Below are 20,517 nucleotides of genomic sequence, written 5' to 3'. Positions count from 1 at the left end.
CACGCCAAAGAAAGCAGGGACATGAGAATTGCCGTGTACGCGTTCAATGGCGCGACGATCTTCCACCTCTCGGTGCCCCACCTCGTCTTCGACGAGGTCGCGCGCAGCGGCGCCGCGCCCTGGGAGACGTTCCTCTTCTCCGACGAGCCAGGGTCCATCCGAACCGCCGAGGGGTACACGATCGGCGGCATCCGAGGACTCAGCAGTGCCGCAGACGCCGACATCGTCGTCATCCCGTCCTGGATCGAGGACGGAGTTCCCCCGGCAGCGGGCCTCACCCGGATGCTGCGGGACCAGCACGACCTCGGCATCCCCATCGTCGGCCTCTGCCTCGGCGCGAACGCCCTCGCCGACGCGGGCCTCCTCGCCGGCCGCAGTGCCGTCACCCACTGGACGAGCACGGCAGAGCTCGCAGGGCGCCACCCCGACATCGACGTCCAACCGGCCGCCCTGTACCTCGACCACGGCGACGTCATGACCTCTGCGGGGACCGCATCCGGCATCGATGCCTGCCTTCATATCGTGCGAACCAGACTGGGGTCCGAGGTCGCGAACCGAGTCGCCCGTCACCTGGTCGTGGCACCCCACCGCGAGGGCGACCAAGCCCAGTACATCGAACGCCCGGTCCCGCCAGAGGCCTCAGGGGGAGCGATCGCTGCGACGTGCGCGTTTGTGCTCGAGCACCTTGCGGATGACCTCAGCGTCGACCGCCTCGCCACCGTCGCCCATCTGAGCCAGCGGTCGTTCGTGCGCGCCTTTCGGGAATCGACGGGGGCGACCCCCGCAGCTTGGGTGAGGTCGCGTCGCCTCGACGAAGCCCGCCGCCTGCTCGAGACGAGCGACCGCGCCATCGACCAGATCGCCGCCCTCTGCGGCTTCGGGAGCCCGGTCACGTTCCGCCAGAACTTCGCGACCGCGTTCGGCAGCACCCCGTCGAGCTACCGGCGCCGCTTCGACGCGCGCTGAAGCCCAACAGCGCCGCCGATGCCAGCAGCACCGCCAGCGCGGTTTCCCGTTTCTCACTTCTCACACCCTCCGCGAGCGCACGTGCCAAGGAAGTTGCCTCGGGGAAACAGCAGCACGCACCTCGTGAAACATGCGGTTTCTACGCTCTGACATGTCAGCGACCACCCGTCGCCGTTCATCAACGGAGGAGCCACGATGCGCGCACCCACTCGAGCACACCGAGACGAGCTGTGATGACCCCGAAACAATCGCCGCACGGTGACGAAACATCGCAGACCTACGCTCACGACATGCCAGCCCCCGCGCCCCGCTCTCGCCACGTCGTGGTGATCGGCGCTGGCATGGTCGCGCACCGATTCATCGAGTCGCTGCGATCGCAGGACTCCGATGGGGTCTGGGCGATCACCGTCATCGGCGACGAGCCGTGGCGACCCTACGACCGGGTGCAGCTCACGAGCACCTTCTCGGGCGTCGCCCCAGCCGCCCTCGAGCTGGGCAGGCCGCTCATGTGGTCGCACCCCAACGTGACGCTCCGCACCTCCGAGACCGTGACGAGCATCCAACCGGAGACCCGCACCCTCGTCACCTCCCTCGGCGCGACCGAGCACTACGACGAGCTCGTCATCGCCACCGGGTCCGCCGCCGCGAAGCCCCCGATCGCGGGAGTGGATGCGCCAGGCGTGCACGTGTACCGCACGGTCCACGACGTGGTCGCGCTGAAGGCGGAGGTTGCGGAGTTGTCACAGCGACTCGGCCGCACCGTCCGCGGCGCGGTCGTCGGTGGGGGACTCCTCGGCCTCGAGGCCGCAGGAGCCATGGTCGCCCTCGGCGCCGAGTGCACCGTCGTCCAATCGTCCGGCCACCTCATGTCCGCCCAGCTCGACGCGGGTGGCGGCGAGGCCCTCCGTCTCCTCATCGAGCATCTCGGCGTGGATGTGCGCACCGGTTCACGAGCCAGCGCCGTCGTCCTCGACACCGAGGGCCGCGCGGCGGGACTCGACTTCCCGAACGGCGAACCCGAGCTCGCCGACCTCGTCGTCTTCGCCGTCGGCATCCGGCCCCGTGACGAGCTCGCGCGTGACGCCGGGCTCGCGCTCGGCGTTCGCGGTGGCATCGAGGTCGACGACGCCTGCCGAGCATCCGTCGCCAACATCTTCGCGATCGGCGAGGTCGCCTCCATCGACGGCGAGTGCTTCGGGCTCGTCGCCCCCGGATACTCCATGGCCGAGGTCGTCGCGAACCGCCTCACCGGGGGAGCGGCGACCTTCCCCGGAGTCGACCTCTCGACGAAGCTCAAGCTGACGGGCGTCGACGTGGCGAGCTTCGGCGACGCCTTCGCCGAGTCGCCCGGCGCGCTCGAGGTCACCTACGCCGACCCGGTTGGCGGCGTCTACAAGAAGCTCGTCATGTCCGACGACGGGAAGGTGCTGCTCGGCGGCATGCTCGTCGGCGACGCCTCCGCCTACACCTCCCTGCGCCCGATGGTCGGGCGCGAGCTCGGCACCGACCCGGCCGCGTACCTGCTGCCGGCCGACGGCATGCCGGAGGTCGGCGGCGACCTGCCCGACGACGCCACCGTCTGCTCCTGCAACAACGTCTCGGTCGGCGCGGTGCGCGGCGCCGTCACCGACCACGCCTGCACCGACCTCGCGGGCGTCAAGGCCTGCACCAACGCGGGCACCGCGTGCGGCTCCTGCGTGCCGCTCGTGAAGAAGATCTTCTCCACGGAGCTCGCGAAGACCGGCGTCGAGGTAAGCAACGCGCTCTGCGAGCACTTCGCGATGTCCCGCGCCGGGCTCTTCGATGCCGTCCGCGTCACTGGCCTCCACACCTTCACGGGCATCATCGAGCGGCACGGCAACGGGGGCCGAGGCTGCGACATCTGCCGCCCGGTCGTCGCCTCGATCCTCGCGTCCCTCGGCAACGGGCACATCCTCAAGGGCGAGCAGGCAGCCCTGCAGGACACCAACGACCACGTCATGGCGAACATGCAGAAGGACGGCACCTACTCGGTCGTCCCACGCATCCCCGGCGGCGAGGTCACCCCGGACGGGCTCATCGCGATCGGCGCCGTCGCCAAGGAGTACGGCCTCTACACGAAGATCACCGGCGGCCAGCGCATCGACCTCTTCGGCGCTCGAATCGAGCAGCTGCCCGAGATCTGGAAGAAGCTCATCGACGCCGGGTTCGAGTCAGGGCAGGCGTACGGCAAGGCGCTGCGCAACGTGAAGTCGTGCGTCGGCTCCACCTGGTGCCGGTACGGCGTGCAGGACTCGGTGGCCATGGCCATCTTCCTCGAACTGCGCTTCCGCGGCCTCCGCTCGCCGCACAAGCTGAAGTTCGGCGTCTCGGGTTGCGCGCGCGAATGCGCCGAGGCGCGCGCGAAGGACGTGGGTGTCATCGCCACGGAGAAGGGCTGGAACCTGTACGTCGGCGGCAACGGCGGCTTCACGCCACGCCACGCGGAGCTGCTCGTCGAGGACCTCGACGACGAGCAGCTCATCACCGCCATCGACCGCTTCATCGGCTACTACATCCGCACCGCCGACCGGATGCAGCGCACGGCCCGCTGGATCGAGGACCTCGACGGCGGCATCGACACCCTCCGCGCCGTCGTCCTCGAGGACAGCCTCGGCATCGCGGCGGACCTCGACGCCATGGTCGCGAACCACGTCGACAACTACAAGGACGAATGGCAGGAGGCGCTCAACGACCCCGAGGTCATGGAGCGGTTCGTCTCCTTCGTCAACGCCCCCACCACACCGGACCCCTCGCTCGGCTACGTGCCAGAGCGAGGGCAGCTCCGCCCGGCAAACGACACCGACCGCAGCGCCGGCACGGTCATCGCAGGAACGACCTTGGAGGTCCGACGATGAGCATCGCCATCGACACGCAGACGGTCGACGCCGCGGCCGCGCAGACGCAGTGGGTCGCCGTCTGCCCACTGAGCGCCCTCCACCCGGAACGTGGGGTCGCCGCCATCCTCGACGGAACGCAGATCGCGCTCTTCCGCCTCGGCGACGAGTCGGTGTTCGCCGTGCAGCAATCCGACCCGTACTCCGGCTCGCAGGTCATGAGCCGTGGCCTCGTCGGCACTCGCGGCGGACGGCTCACCGTCGCCTCGCCCATGTTCAAGCAGGTCTTCGACCTCGCCACGGGCGAATGCCTCGACAGCGTCGGCAAAGAGGAGCGCACCCTCCTCACCTACCCCGTGCGCATCGAGCACGGCACCGTGCTCGTCGACCTCGGAGGCACACGATGAGCACGCTCATGGCACTCGACTTCACCGGCCGCGACGTCGTCATCGTCGGCGCGGGTACCGTCTCCGCGAGACGCGCCCAGAAGTTCGTCACGGCCGGCGCATCTGTCACGATCGTCGCCCCCGAACTCGGCGGCACGATCGGCGGGCTCGTCGCCGACGGACTCGTCACCTGGCTCGCCGAGCCCGTCCGCGCAGACCACCTCGACGGTGCCTGGTTCGTCCACACCGCCACCGGCGACCAGACCACAGACCTGCTCGTCGCCGAATGGGCCAACGAGCGACGCGTCTGGTGCGTGAACGCGAGCGACGCATCCGCCGGGAGCGCCAAGACTCCCGCCACCTCCGACGCCGGGGCCGTCGAGATCGGTGTCGTCTCGAAGCAGGGCGCCGACCCGCGCCGCAGCCGCCTCATCTGCGACCAGCTCGCCGAGAACCTGCGCGCCGGGGACATCGACCTGCGCCGCCACCGTGCAGGCACAGGGCGGGTCGTGCTCGTCGGCGGGGGACCCGGCGACGCCGACCTCTTGACGCTCCGCGGCCGCCGCGCCCTCGCGGAGGCCGACGTCGTCGTCACCGACCGCCTCGGGCCGCGCTCGGTGCTCGCCGAGCTGCCCGCCGACGTCGAGATCATCGACGTGGGCAAGCAGCCCAAGCACCACCCCGTGCCGCAGGACGAGATCAACCGCATCCTCGTCGAGAAGGCCGAGCAGGGGCTCGTCGTCGTGCGCCTCAAAGGCGGAGACCCCTTCGTCTACGGACGGGGTGGCGAGGAGGTGCTCGCCTGCAACGAAGCGGGCATCGACGTCGAGGTCGTCCCCGGCATCAGCAGCGCCATCTCCGTCCCGGCCGCCGCGGGCATCCCGGTCACGCACCGCGGCGTCGCCAACTCATTCCAGGTCGTGACCGGCCACCAGCGACTCGGAGCCGAACTCCTCAGATCGGTGAAGGGCGACACGTGCACCCTCGTGGTGCTCATGGGAGTCTCCGCCCTCGGCCGCATCTGCGACGAGCTCGTCGACGCCGGAGTCCGAGACGACATGCCCGTCGCCATCGTCGAGAACGGACACACGCCCCGCCAGCGCGTCACGCGCGGCAGCCTCCGCACGATCGACGCCACAGCGCGCAGCGTCGGCGTCGCCAACCCCGCCATCATCGTCATCGGCGAAGTCGCCCAGTTCGGCCTCCTGCAGGCCGCTCGTTCGCTCCAAGAACAGGACGCACTGTCAGCATGAGCCTCCCACCAGCGAGCGGTGCACGCACCCGCCCTCCCCAGGAACAGCACCTGGCAGGCGTCGTCGTCGTCGTGACGAGCGACCGCCGCTCCGGTGAGCTCGCGACCGCCCTCGAACGACGCGGGGCGATCATCCGCCACTCGCCCTCGCTCACCATGACCGCCGTCGAAGACGACGCCGACCTGCTCGACGTGACGAAGCGCGTCATCGCGAACCCTCCGGACATCGTCGTCGCCACCACCGGCGTCGGCTTCCGAGGGTGGATCGACGCAGCGGATGCGCACGGGCTCGCGGAGGACCTCGTCGCGGTGCTCTCCCACGCGCGCATCGTCGCGAGGGGGCCGAAGGCACGCGGGGCGATCCAAGCGGCCGGGCTCAACGCCGACTGGGTGGCCGAGTCGGAGACCTCCGCCGAGCTCGCCCAGTTCCTGCTCGCAGAAGGCGTCGAGGGCGCGCGCATCGCCCTGCAGCACCACGGCTCGGGAGCCGACGGACTCGACGAGGAGTTCCTCGCCGCGGGGGCCGACGTCGAGAGCCTCATCGTGTACCGGTGGGGGCCACCCGCCGACCCGGCGCTGCTCTCGCGGTGGGCCTTCAAAGCGGCGGACGGCGAGGTCGACGCGATCGTGTTCACGTCGGCGCCGGGCGTCTCCGCCTGGCTCGAGTCGTTCTCCAGCGACGCGGACGCGGACGACGCCGAGAAGAGCGGCGGCGCGCTCGACCGGATCCGTCAGCGCTGCCGCGATGGGTCGCTCGTGACCGTCGCCGTCGGCCCCATCACTGCCGCCCCGCTCCGCTCGGTCGGCATCGAACCCGTCGTCCCGAAGCGCGGACGGCTCGGCGCGCTCATCCGCGAGCTCATCGAGCACTACGCGCAGCGCGCTGCCGAAGGCATCGAGACCGAAGCGGGACGCCTCTTCCTCCGCTCCAGCTGCGCCGTCATCGGCGACGACGTCATCGAGCTCTCGCCGGGTGCCCTGCGCGTCCTGCGCCTCCTCGCGGGCAACCCGGGCGGTGTCGTCACGAGGGAGCAGATCCTCGCCAGGCTGCCGGGCAGCCCGACGACCACCCATGCGGCCGACGTCGCCGTCGCCCGCCTCCGCGAATCCTTCGGCGACCGAGCGATCGTGCAGACCGTCGTGAAGCGCGGCTACCGACTGCGCATCCGCACGAGCTGATCCCAGGCCAAGAGAGTGAGCACGGAGATGAACGAGCAGCCCCCGCGTCCCACGATCCTCGTGGGTGCATCCCACGGGACGGACAACACCGACGGGCAGGCCGTCATCCGTGAGCTGCTGCGGCGCGCCCAGCAGCTGCGGCCCGACGTGCAGGTCGTCGAAGCGTTCGTCGACGTCCAGCAGCCGAGCCTCGTCGAGGTGCTCGCGGGGCTCCCGGAGGACGCCGACGTCGTAGTCGTGCCCGTGCTGCTCACGGTCGGATTCCACACGCAGGTCGACATCGCCGAAGCCGTCGCCGCACGCCCCGGCACCTCCGTGGCCGCCCCGCTCGGGCCCGACGCGCGCCTCTCGCAGCTGCTCTGGGAGCGTCTCCTCGAAGCCGGCGGCAGTGCCGAAGACGGAGTCGTCATTGCCGTCGCGGGCTCCACGGCCGCCGCCGCCGTGCCCCGCTTCCACGAGCTGCGCGAGCAGTTCAACGGCATCGGCGGTGCGGATGCGCTCCTCGGCTACGGCGCGGCCCTCGACCCGCGCGTGCCCGCCGCCGTCGATATCGCCAGGCGCCAGCGACCCGGCGCGAGCGTCAGCATCGCCAGCTACCTCCTCACCCCTGGCTTTTTCCACGACCGGGTGTCGGAGGCGGGAGCCGACATCGTGGCGGCGCCCCTCGGCGTGGACGACCGCATCGCGGAGATCATCCTCGAGCGGTTCGACGCCGTCGTCACCACGGCGGCGCTCGTCTGACGGCGCTTCTCACAGCGCGCGGACGGAGGCGAGAGGGAATGGAAACCAGAACGCACCGCACGAGCCACGGGGCCGAAACTGCACGCGAATAGCGTGTGGACACCGGGCCGAACACGGCCACAGAGCACCGCCAGAGCGAAAGGGAACCTGTGTCCTACGTCAAGCCGAACGACCTCGTCACCACCATGATCGATGCCGGCGAGAGCAAGATCTTCCTCTCGACCCGCGACACCATCATCCGCTCCACGATGGGCGGCGCCTTCCTCACCATCGCCGCGGCCTTCGCCGTCACCGTCAGCGTGACGACCGGCGTCCCGCTCCTCGGCGCCCTGCTCTTCCCCGTCGGCTTCATCATGCTGTACCTGCTCGGCTACGACCTCCTCACGGGAGTCTTCGTGCTCGGCCCGCTCGCCTGGCTCGACAAGCGGCCCGGTGTCACCCTCCGGGGCGTGCTCCGCAACTGGGGCCTCGTGTTCGTCGGCAACTTCATCGGCGCCTTCACGATCGCCGTGCTCATGGCCATCGTCGTCACGAACGGCTTCGCGACACCCCCGAACGCGGTGGGCGAGGCCATCGGCCACATCGGCGAAGGCCGAACCGTCGGCTACGCCGAGCACGGTGCCTCCGGGATGCTCACGCTGTTCGTCCGTGCGGTGCTCTGCAACGCCATGGTCGCGACCGGAGTTGCACTCGCCATGATCTCCAAGAGCGTCTCCGGCAAGGTCATCGCCATGTGGATGCCCATCATGCTGTTCTTCTTCATGGGCTTCGAGCATTCCATCGTGAACATGTTCCTGTTCCCGTCTGGCCTGCTCCTCGGCGCCGACTTCACGCTCCTGGACTACCTCATCTGGAACGAGATCCCCACGGTCGTCGGCAACCTCGTCGGCGGACTGCTCTTCGTCGGCCTGCCGCTGTACTTCACCTACGGACGAACCGGTACGCCTCGAGCGGTGGCCGCCAAGCTCGCTGCGACCGAGGCGAAGGCCCCCGCCGCGGTCTGAGCTGCCCGCTCACCCGGCTGACCCGCTCACCCGGGTGGAAGAGTCAGCCAGATGCATCCTCCCTTGTTCGGGAGCCTGCTTCTGGCTGACTCTTCTCGGGTTTCTGCGCTGTTCTCAGCCCACCGCCACCGCCACCGCCACCGCCCAGCGGGGGAGCTCCGCGCCTCTCCGCGCACGCGAGAGGCCCCGGCCCTCAGGCGGTTGCCTGAAGACCGGGGCCTCGCGCGTTGCTTCCGCGGCTCGCCGAGCTCGCTACGCGTTGTGCTCGGAGCGGTCGCCGGACCAGTCGGTGTGGAAGACGCCGTCGCGGTCGACGCGCTTGTAGGTGTGGGCGCCGAAGAAGTCGCGCTGCCCCTGGATGAGGGCGGCGGGGAGGCGCTCGGCGCGCAGTCCGTCGTAGTAGGACAGTGACGAGGAGAACGCGGGGGCGGGGATGCCGGCCTGCGCTGCCTGGACGACGACGCGGCGCCATGCTGCCTGCGCGGTGTCGACGGCCTCGCGGAAGAACGGTGCGGTGACGAGGGCGACGAGCTCGGGGTTCTCGGCGTAGGCCTCGGTGATGCGGTTCAGGAAGCGGGCGCGGATGATGCAGCCTGCACGCCAGATCGCGGCGATGTCGCCCTTCTTGATGTCCCAGCCGTACTGCTCTGCGCCGGCGATGATGGCGTCGAAGCCCTGCGAGTAGGCGATGATCTTCGACGCGTAGAGCGCGAGGCGCACGTCCTCGACGAAGCCGTCGGCGTCTTCGACCTGGAAGCCGTCGGGGCCGGGGAGGGTGCGGGATGCGGCGCGCTGCTCGAGCTTGGAGGACACGGAGCGGGCGAACACGGCTTCGGCGATGCCGGAGACGGGCACGCCGAGGTCGAGCGCGGTCTGCACCGTCCAGGCGCCGGTGCCCTTGGCCCCGGCGGCGTCGAGGATGACGTCCACGAGCGGGAGCTGCGTGTCGGCGTCGACCTGGCGGAGCACCTCTGCGGTGATCTCGATGAGGTACGACTCGAGCTCGCCCTTGTTCCACTCGGCGAAGATCTCGGCGATCTCGGCGGGGGACTTTCCGGTGCCGCGGCGGATGAGGTCGTAGGCCTCTGCGATGAGCTGCATGTCGGCGTACTCGATGCCGTTGTGGATCATCTTCACGAAGTGGCCGGCGCCGTCGGTGCCGACGTGGGTGACGCAGGGCTCGCCCTCGGCGACCGCGGCGATGGTGCGCAGGATCGGGCCGAGGGTCTCGTACGACTCGACGGTGCCGCCCGGCATGAGGGAGGGGCCGTTGAGGGCGCCCTCTTCGCCGCCGGAGATGCCGCAGCCCACGAAGTGGATGCCCGTGGAGCGCACGGCTGCCTCGCGGCGGCGGGTGTCGGTGAAGAGGGCGTTGCCGCCATCCACGATGATGTCGCCAGGCTCGAACGCCTCGACGAGCTGGTTGATGACCGCGTCGGTGCCGGCGCCCGCCTGCACCATGATGATCGCCGTGCGGGGCTTCTGGAGGGAAGCCGCGAAGTCGGCGACCGACTCGGAGGGCACGAACCCGGCCTCGGGGTGCTCCGCGACGAGCGTGCGGGTGCGCTCGGGCGAGCGGTTGTACACGGCGACGGTGTTGCCCTCGCGGCTCGCGAGGTTGCGTGCGAGGTTGGAGCCCATGACGGCCATGCCGACGACGCCGATGTTCGCGCTTGGGGACGAGCCGGTTTCCGAGGAGATCGAGGGGGCAGCGTCAGTGGTCATAGATGCGTCTCTTTCAAAGTGGATGCGAGCTCCCGTCAGGGCGATGCACGGGACACTCCACGGTATTGCACGACGGGCAGTCGTACCCTGACTTGTGGCACGAGCGAGGCAACCATTTCAGAACATGACGAAACGGCGCCGGATTCGGCACACAGCCAGGACGATAGCTGGCTGCATGCGTGACCGCGAGCACCAAGACAGGAGACACTCCAGTGGCTGACCATGACGCCCGCACGAGAGCCTATGATTTCGGGCGCCCAGACGATGACGGCGACGCCATCACCGATGAGCAGCCCACGACGGCGATGCCGCGGACTCGCGCGACGCCGTCCACCTCTCGGGCGTCGTCATCCAGCCTGTACGAGGGAAGCGACGAGTCGACCCGCGTCATCCCGCAGCAGGCTCCGCCGCCGGCTCCCGCGTCCGCGCCCGCGGCACCTGGTCGTCCGGCAGCAGCGGCTCGGTCGCCGCGAGCCGGTCAGCAGTCCGGTCTCGCGGATGCGCGTGGCAGCGAGGCGCGAAGCGGCCGCGCCCGCGAGTCGGCGAGCCCGAACGTGTGGGCGCGCATCGGCTCGGTCTTCCTCGCCGTCCCGCTCTACGTGATCTGCGTGGTCGCGTTCAGCGCCATCCCCGTGCTGATCATCGTCTCGGGCGTCTCGTCATCGGCGGGCAGCTTCCTCGGCGACGGCGTGGGTGTCTCGCCAGTGTGGACGATGCTCGTCACGATGCTCGCGGCCGTCGGCTTCTTCCTCATGGCCCTCACGATGCGCCTGTCCGGCACGGGCTCGGTCGTCTCCGGGGCACTTTCGGTGCTCGCGGGGCTCGGCTGCTTCCTGCTGCACGCGCAGATCACGGCCGCGCTCGTCGCGGCTCCCCTCTGGCAGGAGGAGCTCTCGACGTTCCAGCTGTTCGCGGGTCCGGCATCCGGCATGGCGGTCTCGCTGCTCGCCGCCGAGCTCGTCGTCTTCGGGTTCGCGATGCTGGGCGCAGGAGCTGCTGTCAGCAGCGCCAGGCGCCACGGCTGGCGCAAGGCGGTTGGCTTTTAGCAGCTCGCTCCGGCGGTTTCGAGGAACGGCCCCACGCGGCGCCCGTCATGGCGTAAAGTGGGGGGCTGAACTTCGGCGAGGGGCCGTAAGGCCCGTGATCGACGCGGTGATGTGTCCTTGAATGGGCCTCCACACGCTTCCTCAGTCTGTCGAGAACCACCATCAAGGAGACAACATGGCAGAGACCAACAAGCTCAGTGTCGAACTGCGCGAATCGTTCGGCAAGGGTGCAGCGCGCAAGATCCGTGCTGCCGGCAAGATCCCCGCGGTCCTCTACGGCCACGGCACCGAGCCCCGCCACCTGACCCTCCCGGGTCACGAGACGATGCTGCTCATCCGCAAGGCGAACGCGCTCATCGAGCTCGACATCGAGGGTGACACGCAGCTCGCGCTCGTCCGCGACGTCCAGCGCGACCCGGTGCGCCAGATCATCGAGCACCTCGACCTCGCGGTCATCCGCAAGGGCGAGCGCGTCGAGGTCGACGTGCCGCTGCACCTCATCGGCGAGCCCTTCCCGGGCACGATCGCCGTCCAGGACGCGACGACGATCCTCGTCGCCGCAGACGCAACGGCTATCCCGAGCTTCATCGAGGTCTCGGTCGAGGGCCTCGAGGATGGCACGCTCATCCACCGCGAAGACCTCAAGCTCCCCGAGGGCACCGTTCTCGTCGACCTCGCTGAGGACGCCGAAGAGGTCGCTCTCGTCTCGATCCAGACGCCTCGTGGCGAGGACGAGGACGAGGACGCCGAGGAAGAAGCAGCCGCGGCCGAGTAGTTCCTCGTCTGGCGTCGTTGACTCGACGTATCGTCGGAAGGCGGGTGGCTTCGGCTGCCCGCCTTTCGCGTCCCATCATCCGTGGACGAGCCGCCGCCCGCCGCGTCCCGTCCCATGAAAGGCTTTGCAGCATGGCAGCAGACACCTGGCTCGTCGTCGGACTCGGCAATCCCGGCGAGAAGTACGCGAAGAACCGTCACAACGTCGGGCAGTTCGTCGTGGATGAGCTCGCGAAGCGCATCGGGGCCAGCTTCTCGCGGCACACCAAGGCGAACGCTCGTGTGGCGGAGGGGCGCACGGCTCCCGGCGGCCCGAAGCTCGTGCTGGCGAAGTCGAACGGCTACATGAACACCTCGGGTGGCCCCGTCTCGCAGCTCGTCGACTACTACGGGGTCGATGTCGACCACGTCGTCGTCGTGCACGACGAGCTCGATCTGCCCTTCGACACGTTGAAGCTCAAGGTCGGCGGCGGCCACGGCGGTCACAACGGCCTGCGCGACATCAGCGCGGCGCTGGGGGATCCCGGGTACCTGCGTGTGCGCGTCGGCATCGGGCGCCCGCCCGGACGTCAGGACGCCGCGGACTTCGTGCTGAAGGACTTCGCGGGCAGCGAGCGGGACGTGCTCCCCGTCCTCGTCGGCGACGCGGCAGACGCGGTCGAGCTCATCGCGCTCGAGGGCATGCAGGCCGCGCAACTTCGAGTGCACACGGCAGCTGGCGCGTGAAGCTCGTCGTCCAGCGCGTCACCGAGGCGAGCGTCACGGTCGGCGATCGCACGGTCGGCCGCATCGACGAGGCCGGGCTCCTCGTCCTCGTCGGCGTGACCCACGCGGATACCGCGGCGGATGCGGCCAAGCTCGCCCGCAAGCTGCTCGGGCTGCGCATCCTGAACGACGAGAAGTCCGTCGTCGATACGGGCTCGCCGCTGCTCGTCGTCAGCCAGTTCACGCTGTACGGGGATGCGCGCAAGGGTCGGCGCCCGTCCTGGTCGCTCGCGAGCGGTCGCGAGCATTCCGAGCCGCTGGTCGAGGCCTTCGTCTCGGACCTCCGCGCCGGTGGAGTGCGCGTGGAGACCGGTGAGTTCGGCGCCATGATGAAGGTCGCGAGCGTCAACGACGGACCGTTCACCGTGCTGCTCGAATCGGCAGAACTCGCGTAGCTCGCTCTCAGCGCAGAAGAGAGCCTGGGGACTGTAGGAAGTATCTTCCCCTCGGCGCGTACAATTCCCCGAGTGACTCTGCACGGCTTCGTACGCTCCATCCAGTCCACCCCTTCCTTCGAGCGCGCCATGGGGCGCGCCGGTCGCGACACCGACTTCTCGCTCGTCGATGGGGCAAGGGCCCCGCTCATCGCGAACCTCCTCGCCGCACGCCAGACCGAGCTCGGCGCCGCCCCGATGCTGTTCGTGCTCACCGCGACGAGCCGTGAGACCGAGCAGTTCGGCGCCGACCTGCAGACGTTCGTGCCGGATGCGCACATCGCGGAGTTCCCGGCGTGGGAGACGCTCCCGCATGAGCGGCTGAGCCCCTCCGTCGAGACCACCGGCCGCCGGCTTCGCGCCATGCGCGAGCTCACCGACTGGAAGGCGGGGGAGCGTACCGCGCCGTTCGTGCTGCTCGCCTCCGTGCGCGCCGCCCTCCAGCCGCTCCTGCCCGGCCTCGATGCGGCCACGACCATCCGCCTCGAGCGCGGCTCTCGTGGCAACGACCTCTCGAGCCTCGCCCTGCAGCTCGTCGACCTCGCCTACTCGCGGGTCGACATGGTCACGCGACGAGGCGAGTTCGCCGTCCGCGGCGGAATCCTCGACGTGTTCCCACCGGATGCGTCGCACGCTCTCCGCATCGACTTCTTCGGCGATGAGGTCGACGAGATCCGCGTGTTCTCGGTCGCGGATCAGCGCTCGCTCGAGTCCGAGGTCACCGAGGCGCTCATCACCCCGGCGCGCGAGCTGCTGCTCACCGAGAGCGTGCGCCAGCGCGCACGCGAGATGCAGCACGAGTTCCCGAACCTGCAGCAGATGCTCGCGAAGATCGCCGAGGGCATCCCGTCCGAGGGCATGGAATCGCTCGCCCCTGCGCTCGTGAGCGAGCTCGTCCCGATCACGAGCTACCTGCCGGAGGACGCCGCCATGGCGGTGCTCTCACCCGAACGAGTCGCGACGCGCGCCGTGCACCTCTCCGAGACGAACCACGAGTTCCTCGAGGCCGCCTGGAGTGCCGCGACCGCCGGTGCGGATGCCCCCATCGACCTCAGCTCCGGCGACTTCCTCAGCGTCTCCGGCCTCCGCGACGCTCGCGGCGCCCGGCCGTGGTGGTCGCTCTCGCCGTTCCAGTCACTGGAGATCCCGGAGGAGCAGCTCGACGCGAGCGAGATCCTCGCCGTGAAGATCGAGGGCGACGCGGTGCCCAGCTTCGCCGGCAACGCCGACGGCGCGATCGAGCACGTCTCAGCGCTCCTCAAGGAGGGCTGGCGCGTCGTCGTCACGAGCCAGGGGCCCGGCCTCGTGGAGCGTGCCAGCCAGCTGCTCTCCGAGCATGGCGATGCTGCGAGGCTCGTCGACGAGCTGCCCGACGAGCTCGAGACGGGCGTCGCCTACCTCACCCAGTCACCCGTCTCCACGGGCGTCCAGGTGCCAGGCCAGAAGCTCGCGCTCGTCACCGAGACCGACTTCTTCGGACGCGCCGTCGGATACGACTCGCGCCAGCCGAAGAAGCTCGCCAGGCGACGCGCCAACTCGGTCGTCGACCCGCTGCAGCTCAAAGCCGGTGACTTCGTCGTGCACGAGACGCACGGCATCGGCAAGTTCATCGAGCTGCGCCAGCGAGAGGTCCAGGCGGGCGGCAGGAACGCCCCCAAGACCGTGCGCGAGTACCTCCTCATCGAGTACGCGCCGTCCAAACGCGGCCAGCCGGGTGACAAGCTGTTCATCCCGACCGAGCAGCTCGACCAGCTCACGAAGTACGTCGGCGGCGAGGCGCCCGCCCTCTCGAAGATGGGCGGCTCCGACTGGTCGGCCGCGAAGGGCAAGGCCCGCAAGGCCGTGCGCGACATCGCCGTGGAGCTCGTGAAGCTCTACAGCACCCGCATGGCCTCGAAGGGGTACGCGTTCGGGCCCGACACACCCTGGCAGCACGAGCTCGAGGAGGCGTTCCCGTTCGTGGAGACGCCCGACCAGCTGCAGACCGTCGACGAGATCAAGCGCGACATGGAGCGACCCATCCCCATGGACCGCCTCGTCTCGGGCGACGTGGGCTTCGGCAAGACCGAGGTCGCCGTGCGTGCCGCGTTCAAGGCGGTGCAGGACGGCAAGCAGGTCGTCATCCTCGTGCCGACGACGCTGCTCGTCCGCCAGCACCACGAGACCTTCTCGGAGCGGATGGCGGGTTTCCCCGTCACCATCAAGCCGCTCAGCCGGTTCCAGTCGAAGAAGGAGTCGGAGGAGACGATCCGCGGCCTCGCCGACGGCTCCGTCGACATCGTCATCGGAACGCATCGCCTCCTCACCGACACCATCGCGTACAAGGACGTCGGCCTCATCGTCATCGACGAGGAGCAGCGGTTCGGCGTCGAGCACAAGGACGCGCTCAAGAAGCTCAAGGCCAACGTCGACATCCTCGCGATGAGCGCGACGCCCATCCCTCGGACGCTCGAGATGGCGGTGACGGGGATCCGCGAGATGTCGACCCTCGCGACCCCACCGGAAGACCGGCACCCGATCCTCACGTTCGTGGGCGCCAAGTCCGAGCGCCAGGTTGCCGCCGCGATCCGCCGCGAGCTGCTGCGCGAGGGGCAGGTGTTCTACGTGCACAACCGCACCGCATCCATCAACCGGGTGGCGGCGGAGATCGCCGAGCTGGTGCCGGAAGCGCGGGTCGCGGTCGCGCACGGCAAGCTCAGCGAAGCGCGGCTCGAGCAGATCATCGTCGACTTCTGGGAACGCAAGTTCGACGTGCTCGTCTCGACCACCATCGTCGAGACCGGCCTCGACATCGCCAACGCGAACACGCTCATCATCGACGACGCCGAGCGCTACGGGCTCAGCCAGCTACACCAGCTGCGCGGACGTGTGGGTCGTGGACGCGAGCGCGCCTACGCCTACCTGCTGTACGACGGAACGCGCCCGCTCACGGAGACCGCCACCGACCGCCTCGAGACGATCGCGGCCAACAACGAGCTCGGCTCCGGCATGCAGGTGGCCCTCAAGGACCTCGAGATCCGCGGCGCGGGAAACCTGCTCGGCGGCGAGCAGTCCGGCCACATCGCCGGCGTCGGCTTCGATCTGTACCTGCGCATGATCGGCGAGGCCGTCAACACCTTCCGCGGCGAGGTCGCCGAGGGGCAGACGGAGCTGCGGCTCGAGATCCCCGTGGATGCCCGCGTGCCCGAGGACTACGTCGCGAGTGAGCGACTGCGCCTCGAGGCCTACCAGAAGCTGTCGAGTGCCTCCAGCCCCAACGCGAAGCCGGGCCAGATCGGGCTCGTCCTCGAGGAGCTGCGGGACCGCTACGGGGAGCCGCCCATCGAGGTGCAGCGCCTCATCGAGGTCTCGAAGCTGCGCCGCCTCGCCGTCAAGGCTGGCCTCGGCGAGCTCGTCGTGTTCGGCAAGACGCTGCGCATCGGACCCGCCGAGCTGAGCGACTCCAAGCAGATGCGCCTGCGGCGCATGTATCCGGGGTCGAAGATCGTCGATGCCACGAGCTCGCTCGCGATCCCCATCCTCGAGGGGCGCGACGGCAACCCGCCGAGCGACGAGGAGATGCTCATCTGGGTGCGCAGCATCCTCAAGGCCATCTTCGAGGTGGAGGACGAGGTCGTCGAGGTCCCCAGCGACACGGAGGCCAAGTAGCCGTGAGGGAGGCGAGCGATCGTCCCGAGCTGCTCCGGCTGCTCAGCGTCGTGGAGGCGTTCCGCGGAGACACCGGATGCGCTTGGTACGAGGAGCAGACCCACGCAACGCTCGTGAAGTACCTCACGGAGGAGTCCGCGGAGCTCATAGAGGCGCTCGAGAGCGACGACCCCACCGATATCCGCGAGGAGCTCGGCGACGTGCTCTTCCAGGTGCTCTTCCACTCGGACATCGCCGCCCAGCGGGCGCAGGGCGCCTTCACGCTCGAGGACGTCGCTCGTGAGCAGGCCGACAAGCTCGTGCGCCGGAACCCTCACGTCTTCGGGCCGACGCCCACCCGCGACATCGACGAGATCATCCGCCTCTGGCAGGAGGCCAAGGCCATCGAGAAGCGCGACCGCACGAGCGTGCTCGACGGCGTGCCCCGAGGGATGTCGGCGCTTGCGCTCGCGCAGAAGCTGCTCGGCAAGGAGCGCCAGCTCGGTGCGGCCGATGTCTCGCCCGCCGCCTCGCCCGCCGCCGCCTCAGCCGCTGCCTCGCCCGCCGCCTCGCCCAGCGATTCGGGATGGGTTGGGCGCTTCGGGATGGAAAGCAAGCCATCCGGAAGCGTGGAAGTCATCCCGAAACCCGGGGTGGGAGAGGAGGGCGCAGCCACCGGGGACGCGCCTGACGAGGAACTGACGCTGGGGCGAACGCTGCTTGCGCTCGTGCGCGACGCGGATGCGCGGGGGCTCGACGCCGAGCGTGCGATGCGGCTCGCCAACCGCGAACTCGAGGCGCGCATCCGCTCGGCCGAAGCCGAAGCCGAAGCCGAAGCCGAAACCGAAACGCGAGACCCCTCACCTGGGTGATCGCTGCCCGTTGAATACCCCTCCGGGGCAAGGCTTGGAGGGCGAAGCGCCGGGCAGCGTTCGACCAGGCCGGCAGGCAGGCAGGCAGCCCGGAGGGCGGGAATGCCGGCCGCGGCGTTGCGTCAGCTCGTCGACGTGAGCGCGCCGCCCAGGTCGCGGGCGAGATTGCCGCGGTCGGCCACGACGACGTCGTCGAGGTGCTGCCAGGCGGCGGCATCGCGCAGCAGCACGGCGGTGCGTTCGGCGATGTCGGCGGGCGCATCCGCCTCGCTCCATGCCGATTGCACGCGCAGGATGCGCGACTGCCGGTCGTTCTTCAGGTCGACGCGGCCGACCACCGCGTCGCCGAGCAGGATCGGCAGGGAGTAGTAGCCGTAGACCCGCTTCTCGGCGGGTGTGTAGATCTCGATGCGGTAGTGGAAGTCGTGCATCCGCTCGGCTCTCGGTCGGAACCAGACGACGGGGTCGAAGGGCGAGAGGAGCGCTGCCGCGTCCATCCCGCGTGGCCGCCTCGCGTCGCGATGCAGCCACGCCGTTCCCGACTGACCGTCCTTGCCCCACTCGGCGACTCGCACGGGCAGGACCTCGCCGGAGTCGGAGAGCTCTTCGAGCGCCGTCTTCGTGAGCGCCATCGGCACGCGGAAGTAGTCGGCCAGGTCGGCCGTGGTGCCGATGCCGTGGGCAGCGGCGGCCATGCCGGTGAGCGCACGGACCGCGTCGCGCGTGCTCACCTCGGCGCCGAGCACCTCGGGCGGCAGCACCTGCTCCGGCAGCGCGTAGCGCCGCTCGAAGCCCTTGCGGGGTGCTGATGCGAGCTCGCCCCAGCGGAAGAGGTACTCGAGCACGATCTTGACGTCCGACCACTCCCACCAGGAGCCGCGCCGCTTGTTGGCCTCGTGGTCGAACTCGCTGGCAGCGAGCGGGCCTCGCTCGAGGAGTTCGGCACGCAGCCACGCGATCGTCGCCGCGTGGCCCTCGAGGAACTCTGCGTTCTTGCGGCGGTCTCGTTCCTCTTTGTCGCGCATCCGCCACCCGAAGAGCGGCAGTGACGAGACGGGGAGCAGCGCCGCCTCGTGGGCCCAGTACTCCGTGAGGCGCGGTTGGCGACCGGACGCGAGACGGTCGAGTGCCGCCTTGTCGTAGCCGCCCAGTCGAGAGAAGACGGGCATGTAGTGGCTGCGCTCCCACACGTTCACGGAGTCGATCTGCAGCAGGTGGATGCGCGAGAGCAGCGAGCCCAGCTGCCGCGTTCCGGCTTCGGTCGCGGCCTTCCGCCCGCCGAACCCCTGGGCCGCGAGCGCGATGCGTCTGGCCTGAGCCGCACCGATGAGGGGGAGCTGGTCGGTCACGCGGCGCCCCCGAATCCGTCGCATGCGATCATCCTGCGAGAATAGTGCAATGGCTTCTCAGATCACTCCGCCTCGTGGCATGCGCGATTTCCTTCCGGCAGACAAGCGCAGGCGCGAGCGCATCCTCGGGACGATCCGCGAGGTGTACACGAGGCACGGCTTCGATGAGATCGAGACGCCGGTCGTCGAGGACGCCGCGCGGCTGCACTCGGGGCTCGGCGGCGACAACGAGAAGCTGTCCTTCGCCGTCATGAAGCGCGCGCTCGACGCCGAGGCGCTTGCCGCTGCCGCCGAGGCCGGCGACCCTCTCGCGCTGAGCGACCTTGGTCTGCGCTTCGACCTGACGGTGCCGCTCGCGCGGTTCGTCGCCACGCACCGCGGAACCCTGCCCGGGGTATTCCGCAGCCTGCAGATGGCGCCGGTCTGGCGCGCGGAGCGGCCGCAGAAGGGGCGCTACCGGCAGTTCGTGCAGTGCGACATCGACATCATCGGCGAGCCGGGTGCGCTCGCCGAGGTCGAGCTGCTGGTCGCGTCATCGGCCGCGCTCGTCGAGCTCGGCCTCGACAACTGCACGATCCGAGTCAACGACCGGCGCCTGCTCACCGCTCTGCTCGTGCACTGCGGATTCGCGGAATCCGAGCACGGCGCCGCACTCATCACGATCGACAAGCTCGACAAGATCGGGCCAGAGGGAGTGGCGGCTGAGCTCGCGACGCTCAACGCGACGGCCGCGCTGCAGCTCGCGGCGGCGCTCGCCACGTGGGCGCCCCTGCTCGAGACCGGCATCCGTCTTGATCGCGCGACGGTGCTCACGAGCCTGCCCGGTGCGCTCCGGGAGGACCCGGCCGTCGTCGAGGTCGTCGAGGGCATGGTCGAGATCGCGGATGCGGCCTTCGCGGCGGGCGCCTCCATCCGGCTCGTGTTCGACCCGAGCCTCGTGCGTGGCATGGGCTACTACACGGGCACGATCTTCGAGGCGGCGCACCCGGAGTCGGGCTCCTCGGTCGGGGGTGGCGGACGCTACGACGGCATGATCGGCCGTTTCCTTGGTCAGGATGTGCCGGCGTGCGGGTTCTCGATCGGCTTCGAGCGCATCGTCGACCTCGCGCAGCTGCCCGACTCGGGCGAGGAGCGTGCCGTGGCGCTGCTCTTCGACAAGCGAGCGTCGGTCGCTGACATCGCGAAGGTCAAGGGCGTGGTCGTGCGCTCCGGAGCGTCGCGCGTGCGCGTCGCCAAGAAGCCCAAGAACGTGCGCGGCCTTCTTGCCTCGCTCGCCGAGCAGGGGTTCACGCACGTGGCCCACGTGCGCGACGAGCACGTCGCCGCGCCCGAGACGCTCAGCTTCGAGGCGCTCCAGGGCTCGTAGCCTGGCACCTCCGAACGAGGGGGAGCGCTTCTCGGCACGATCCCCGCGGGGCGGAGGTCGCAAGCCACGTCGCCCACCTCGTGACGTCAGCGCGTCCGCGCCCTCCTCACGTTCCGCCGACCCCGATACACTGACGAAGGACCGCGTCTCTGGCGGTCCGTACGCTACTGATTCGC

At 69.7% G+C, this 20,517-nt stretch carries 16 protein-coding genes; 14 read left to right on the top strand and 2 right to left on the bottom strand.

Going from position 1 to position 20,517, the window contains the following annotated elements:
- Positions 1–21: 21 nt before the first annotated feature.
- From C5E06_RS12115 to C5E06_RS12085, 7 genes are all read left to right on the top strand, one after another.
- Positions 22–966 (top strand): GlxA family transcriptional regulator, encoded by a 945-nt coding sequence (locus C5E06_RS12115; protein WP_104306990.1) that lies wholly within the window; start codon positions 22–24, stop codon positions 964–966.
- Positions 967–1,256: 290 nt separating this feature from the next.
- On the top strand, positions 1,257–3,842 hold the full coding sequence (gene nirB, locus C5E06_RS12110; protein WP_104307288.1) for a nitrite reductase large subunit NirB: 2,586 nt from the start codon (positions 1,257–1,259) through the stop codon (positions 3,840–3,842).
- Complete coding sequence (nirD, locus tag C5E06_RS12105; RefSeq protein ID WP_104301068.1) at positions 3,839–4,228, top strand: nitrite reductase small subunit NirD; 390 nt, start codon at positions 3,839–3,841, stop codon at positions 4,226–4,228. Before nirB ends, nirD begins: the two co-directional genes overlap by 4 nt.
- Positions 4,225–5,460, top strand: a complete 1,236-nt coding sequence (cobA, locus tag C5E06_RS12100) for a uroporphyrinogen-III C-methyltransferase (protein WP_104306989.1) — start codon at positions 4,225–4,227, stop codon at positions 5,458–5,460. The genes nirD and cobA overlap by 4 nt, the downstream gene beginning before the upstream one ends.
- The gene (locus tag C5E06_RS12095) at positions 5,457–6,638 is read left to right on the top strand and encodes a uroporphyrinogen-III synthase (RefSeq protein WP_104306988.1); all 1,182 of its coding nucleotides are present in this window, start codon (positions 5,457–5,459) and stop codon (positions 6,636–6,638) included. Before cobA ends, C5E06_RS12095 begins: the two co-directional genes overlap by 4 nt.
- Positions 6,639–6,665: 27 nt before the next feature.
- A complete protein-coding gene (locus C5E06_RS12090; protein ID WP_104307287.1) occupies positions 6,666–7,379 on the top strand; it encodes a sirohydrochlorin chelatase in 714 nt (237 codons plus the stop codon).
- A 149-nt stretch (positions 7,380–7,528) separates the two neighbouring features.
- Positions 7,529–8,383, top strand: coding sequence for a formate/nitrite transporter family protein (locus tag C5E06_RS12085; RefSeq protein WP_104241662.1), 855 nt, complete (start codon positions 7,529–7,531; stop codon positions 8,381–8,383).
- A gap of 252 nt (positions 8,384–8,635) precedes the next feature.
- On the opposite strand, the gene gndA is transcribed toward C5E06_RS12085, so the two are convergent.
- The gene (gene gndA / locus C5E06_RS12080; RefSeq protein WP_104306987.1) at positions 8,636–10,108 is read right to left on the bottom strand and encodes an NADP-dependent phosphogluconate dehydrogenase; all 1,473 of its coding nucleotides are present in this window, start codon (positions 10,106–10,108) and stop codon (positions 8,636–8,638) included.
- Between the two features lie 212 nt (positions 10,109–10,320).
- Between gndA and C5E06_RS12075 the strand changes: the two genes are divergently transcribed.
- The 6 genes from C5E06_RS12075 (at position 10,321) to C5E06_RS19630 (ending at position 17,626) form a co-directional block, all read left to right on the top strand.
- A complete protein-coding gene (locus tag C5E06_RS12075) occupies positions 10,321–11,154 on the top strand; it encodes a hypothetical protein (RefSeq protein WP_104241660.1) in 834 nt (277 codons plus the stop codon).
- 175 nt (positions 11,155–11,329) lie between these two features.
- Positions 11,330–11,929, top strand: coding sequence for a 50S ribosomal protein L25/general stress protein Ctc (locus C5E06_RS12070; protein ID WP_104241659.1), 600 nt, complete (start codon positions 11,330–11,332; stop codon positions 11,927–11,929).
- A 131-nt stretch (positions 11,930–12,060) separates the two neighbouring features.
- Entirely contained in the window at positions 12,061–12,654 is a 594-nt protein-coding gene (pth, locus tag C5E06_RS12065; RefSeq protein WP_104306986.1) for an aminoacyl-tRNA hydrolase, read from the top strand.
- The gene (gene dtd / locus C5E06_RS12060) at positions 12,651–13,088 is read left to right on the top strand and encodes a D-aminoacyl-tRNA deacylase (protein ID WP_104306985.1); all 438 of its coding nucleotides are present in this window, start codon (positions 12,651–12,653) and stop codon (positions 13,086–13,088) included. The genes pth and dtd overlap by 4 nt, the downstream gene beginning before the upstream one ends.
- 72 nt (positions 13,089–13,160) lie before the next feature.
- A complete protein-coding gene (mfd, locus tag C5E06_RS12055; protein ID WP_374953236.1) occupies positions 13,161–16,775 on the top strand; it encodes a transcription-repair coupling factor in 3,615 nt (1,204 codons plus the stop codon).
- Positions 16,776–16,777: 2 nt separating this feature from the next.
- Positions 16,778–17,626: a MazG nucleotide pyrophosphohydrolase domain-containing protein gene (locus C5E06_RS19630; RefSeq protein WP_104306984.1), complete on the top strand. Its 849-nt coding sequence runs from the start codon at positions 16,778–16,780 to the stop codon at positions 17,624–17,626.
- A 122-nt stretch (positions 17,627–17,748) separates the two neighbouring features.
- Here the strand turns inward: C5E06_RS19630 and C5E06_RS12045 are convergent, their stop codons facing one another.
- On the bottom strand, positions 17,749–18,999 hold the full coding sequence (locus C5E06_RS12045) for a winged helix-turn-helix domain-containing protein (RefSeq protein WP_104306983.1): 1,251 nt from the start codon (positions 18,997–18,999) through the stop codon (positions 17,749–17,751).
- A 25-nt stretch (positions 19,000–19,024) separates the two neighbouring features.
- Here C5E06_RS12045 and hisS point away from each other — a divergent pair, with 25 nt between their 5' ends.
- Complete coding sequence (gene hisS, locus C5E06_RS12040; RefSeq protein WP_104241654.1) at positions 19,025–20,341, top strand: histidine--tRNA ligase; 1,317 nt, start codon at positions 19,025–19,027, stop codon at positions 20,339–20,341.
- The last annotated feature ends 176 nt before the right edge of the window (positions 20,342–20,517 follow it).

The organism is Pseudoclavibacter sp. RFBI5 (assembly GCF_002931395.1).
Classification (GTDB): Bacteria; Actinomycetota; Actinomycetes; order Actinomycetales; family Microbacteriaceae; genus Pseudoclavibacter.
This window is presented reverse-complemented; position numbering and strand designations above follow the sequence as displayed.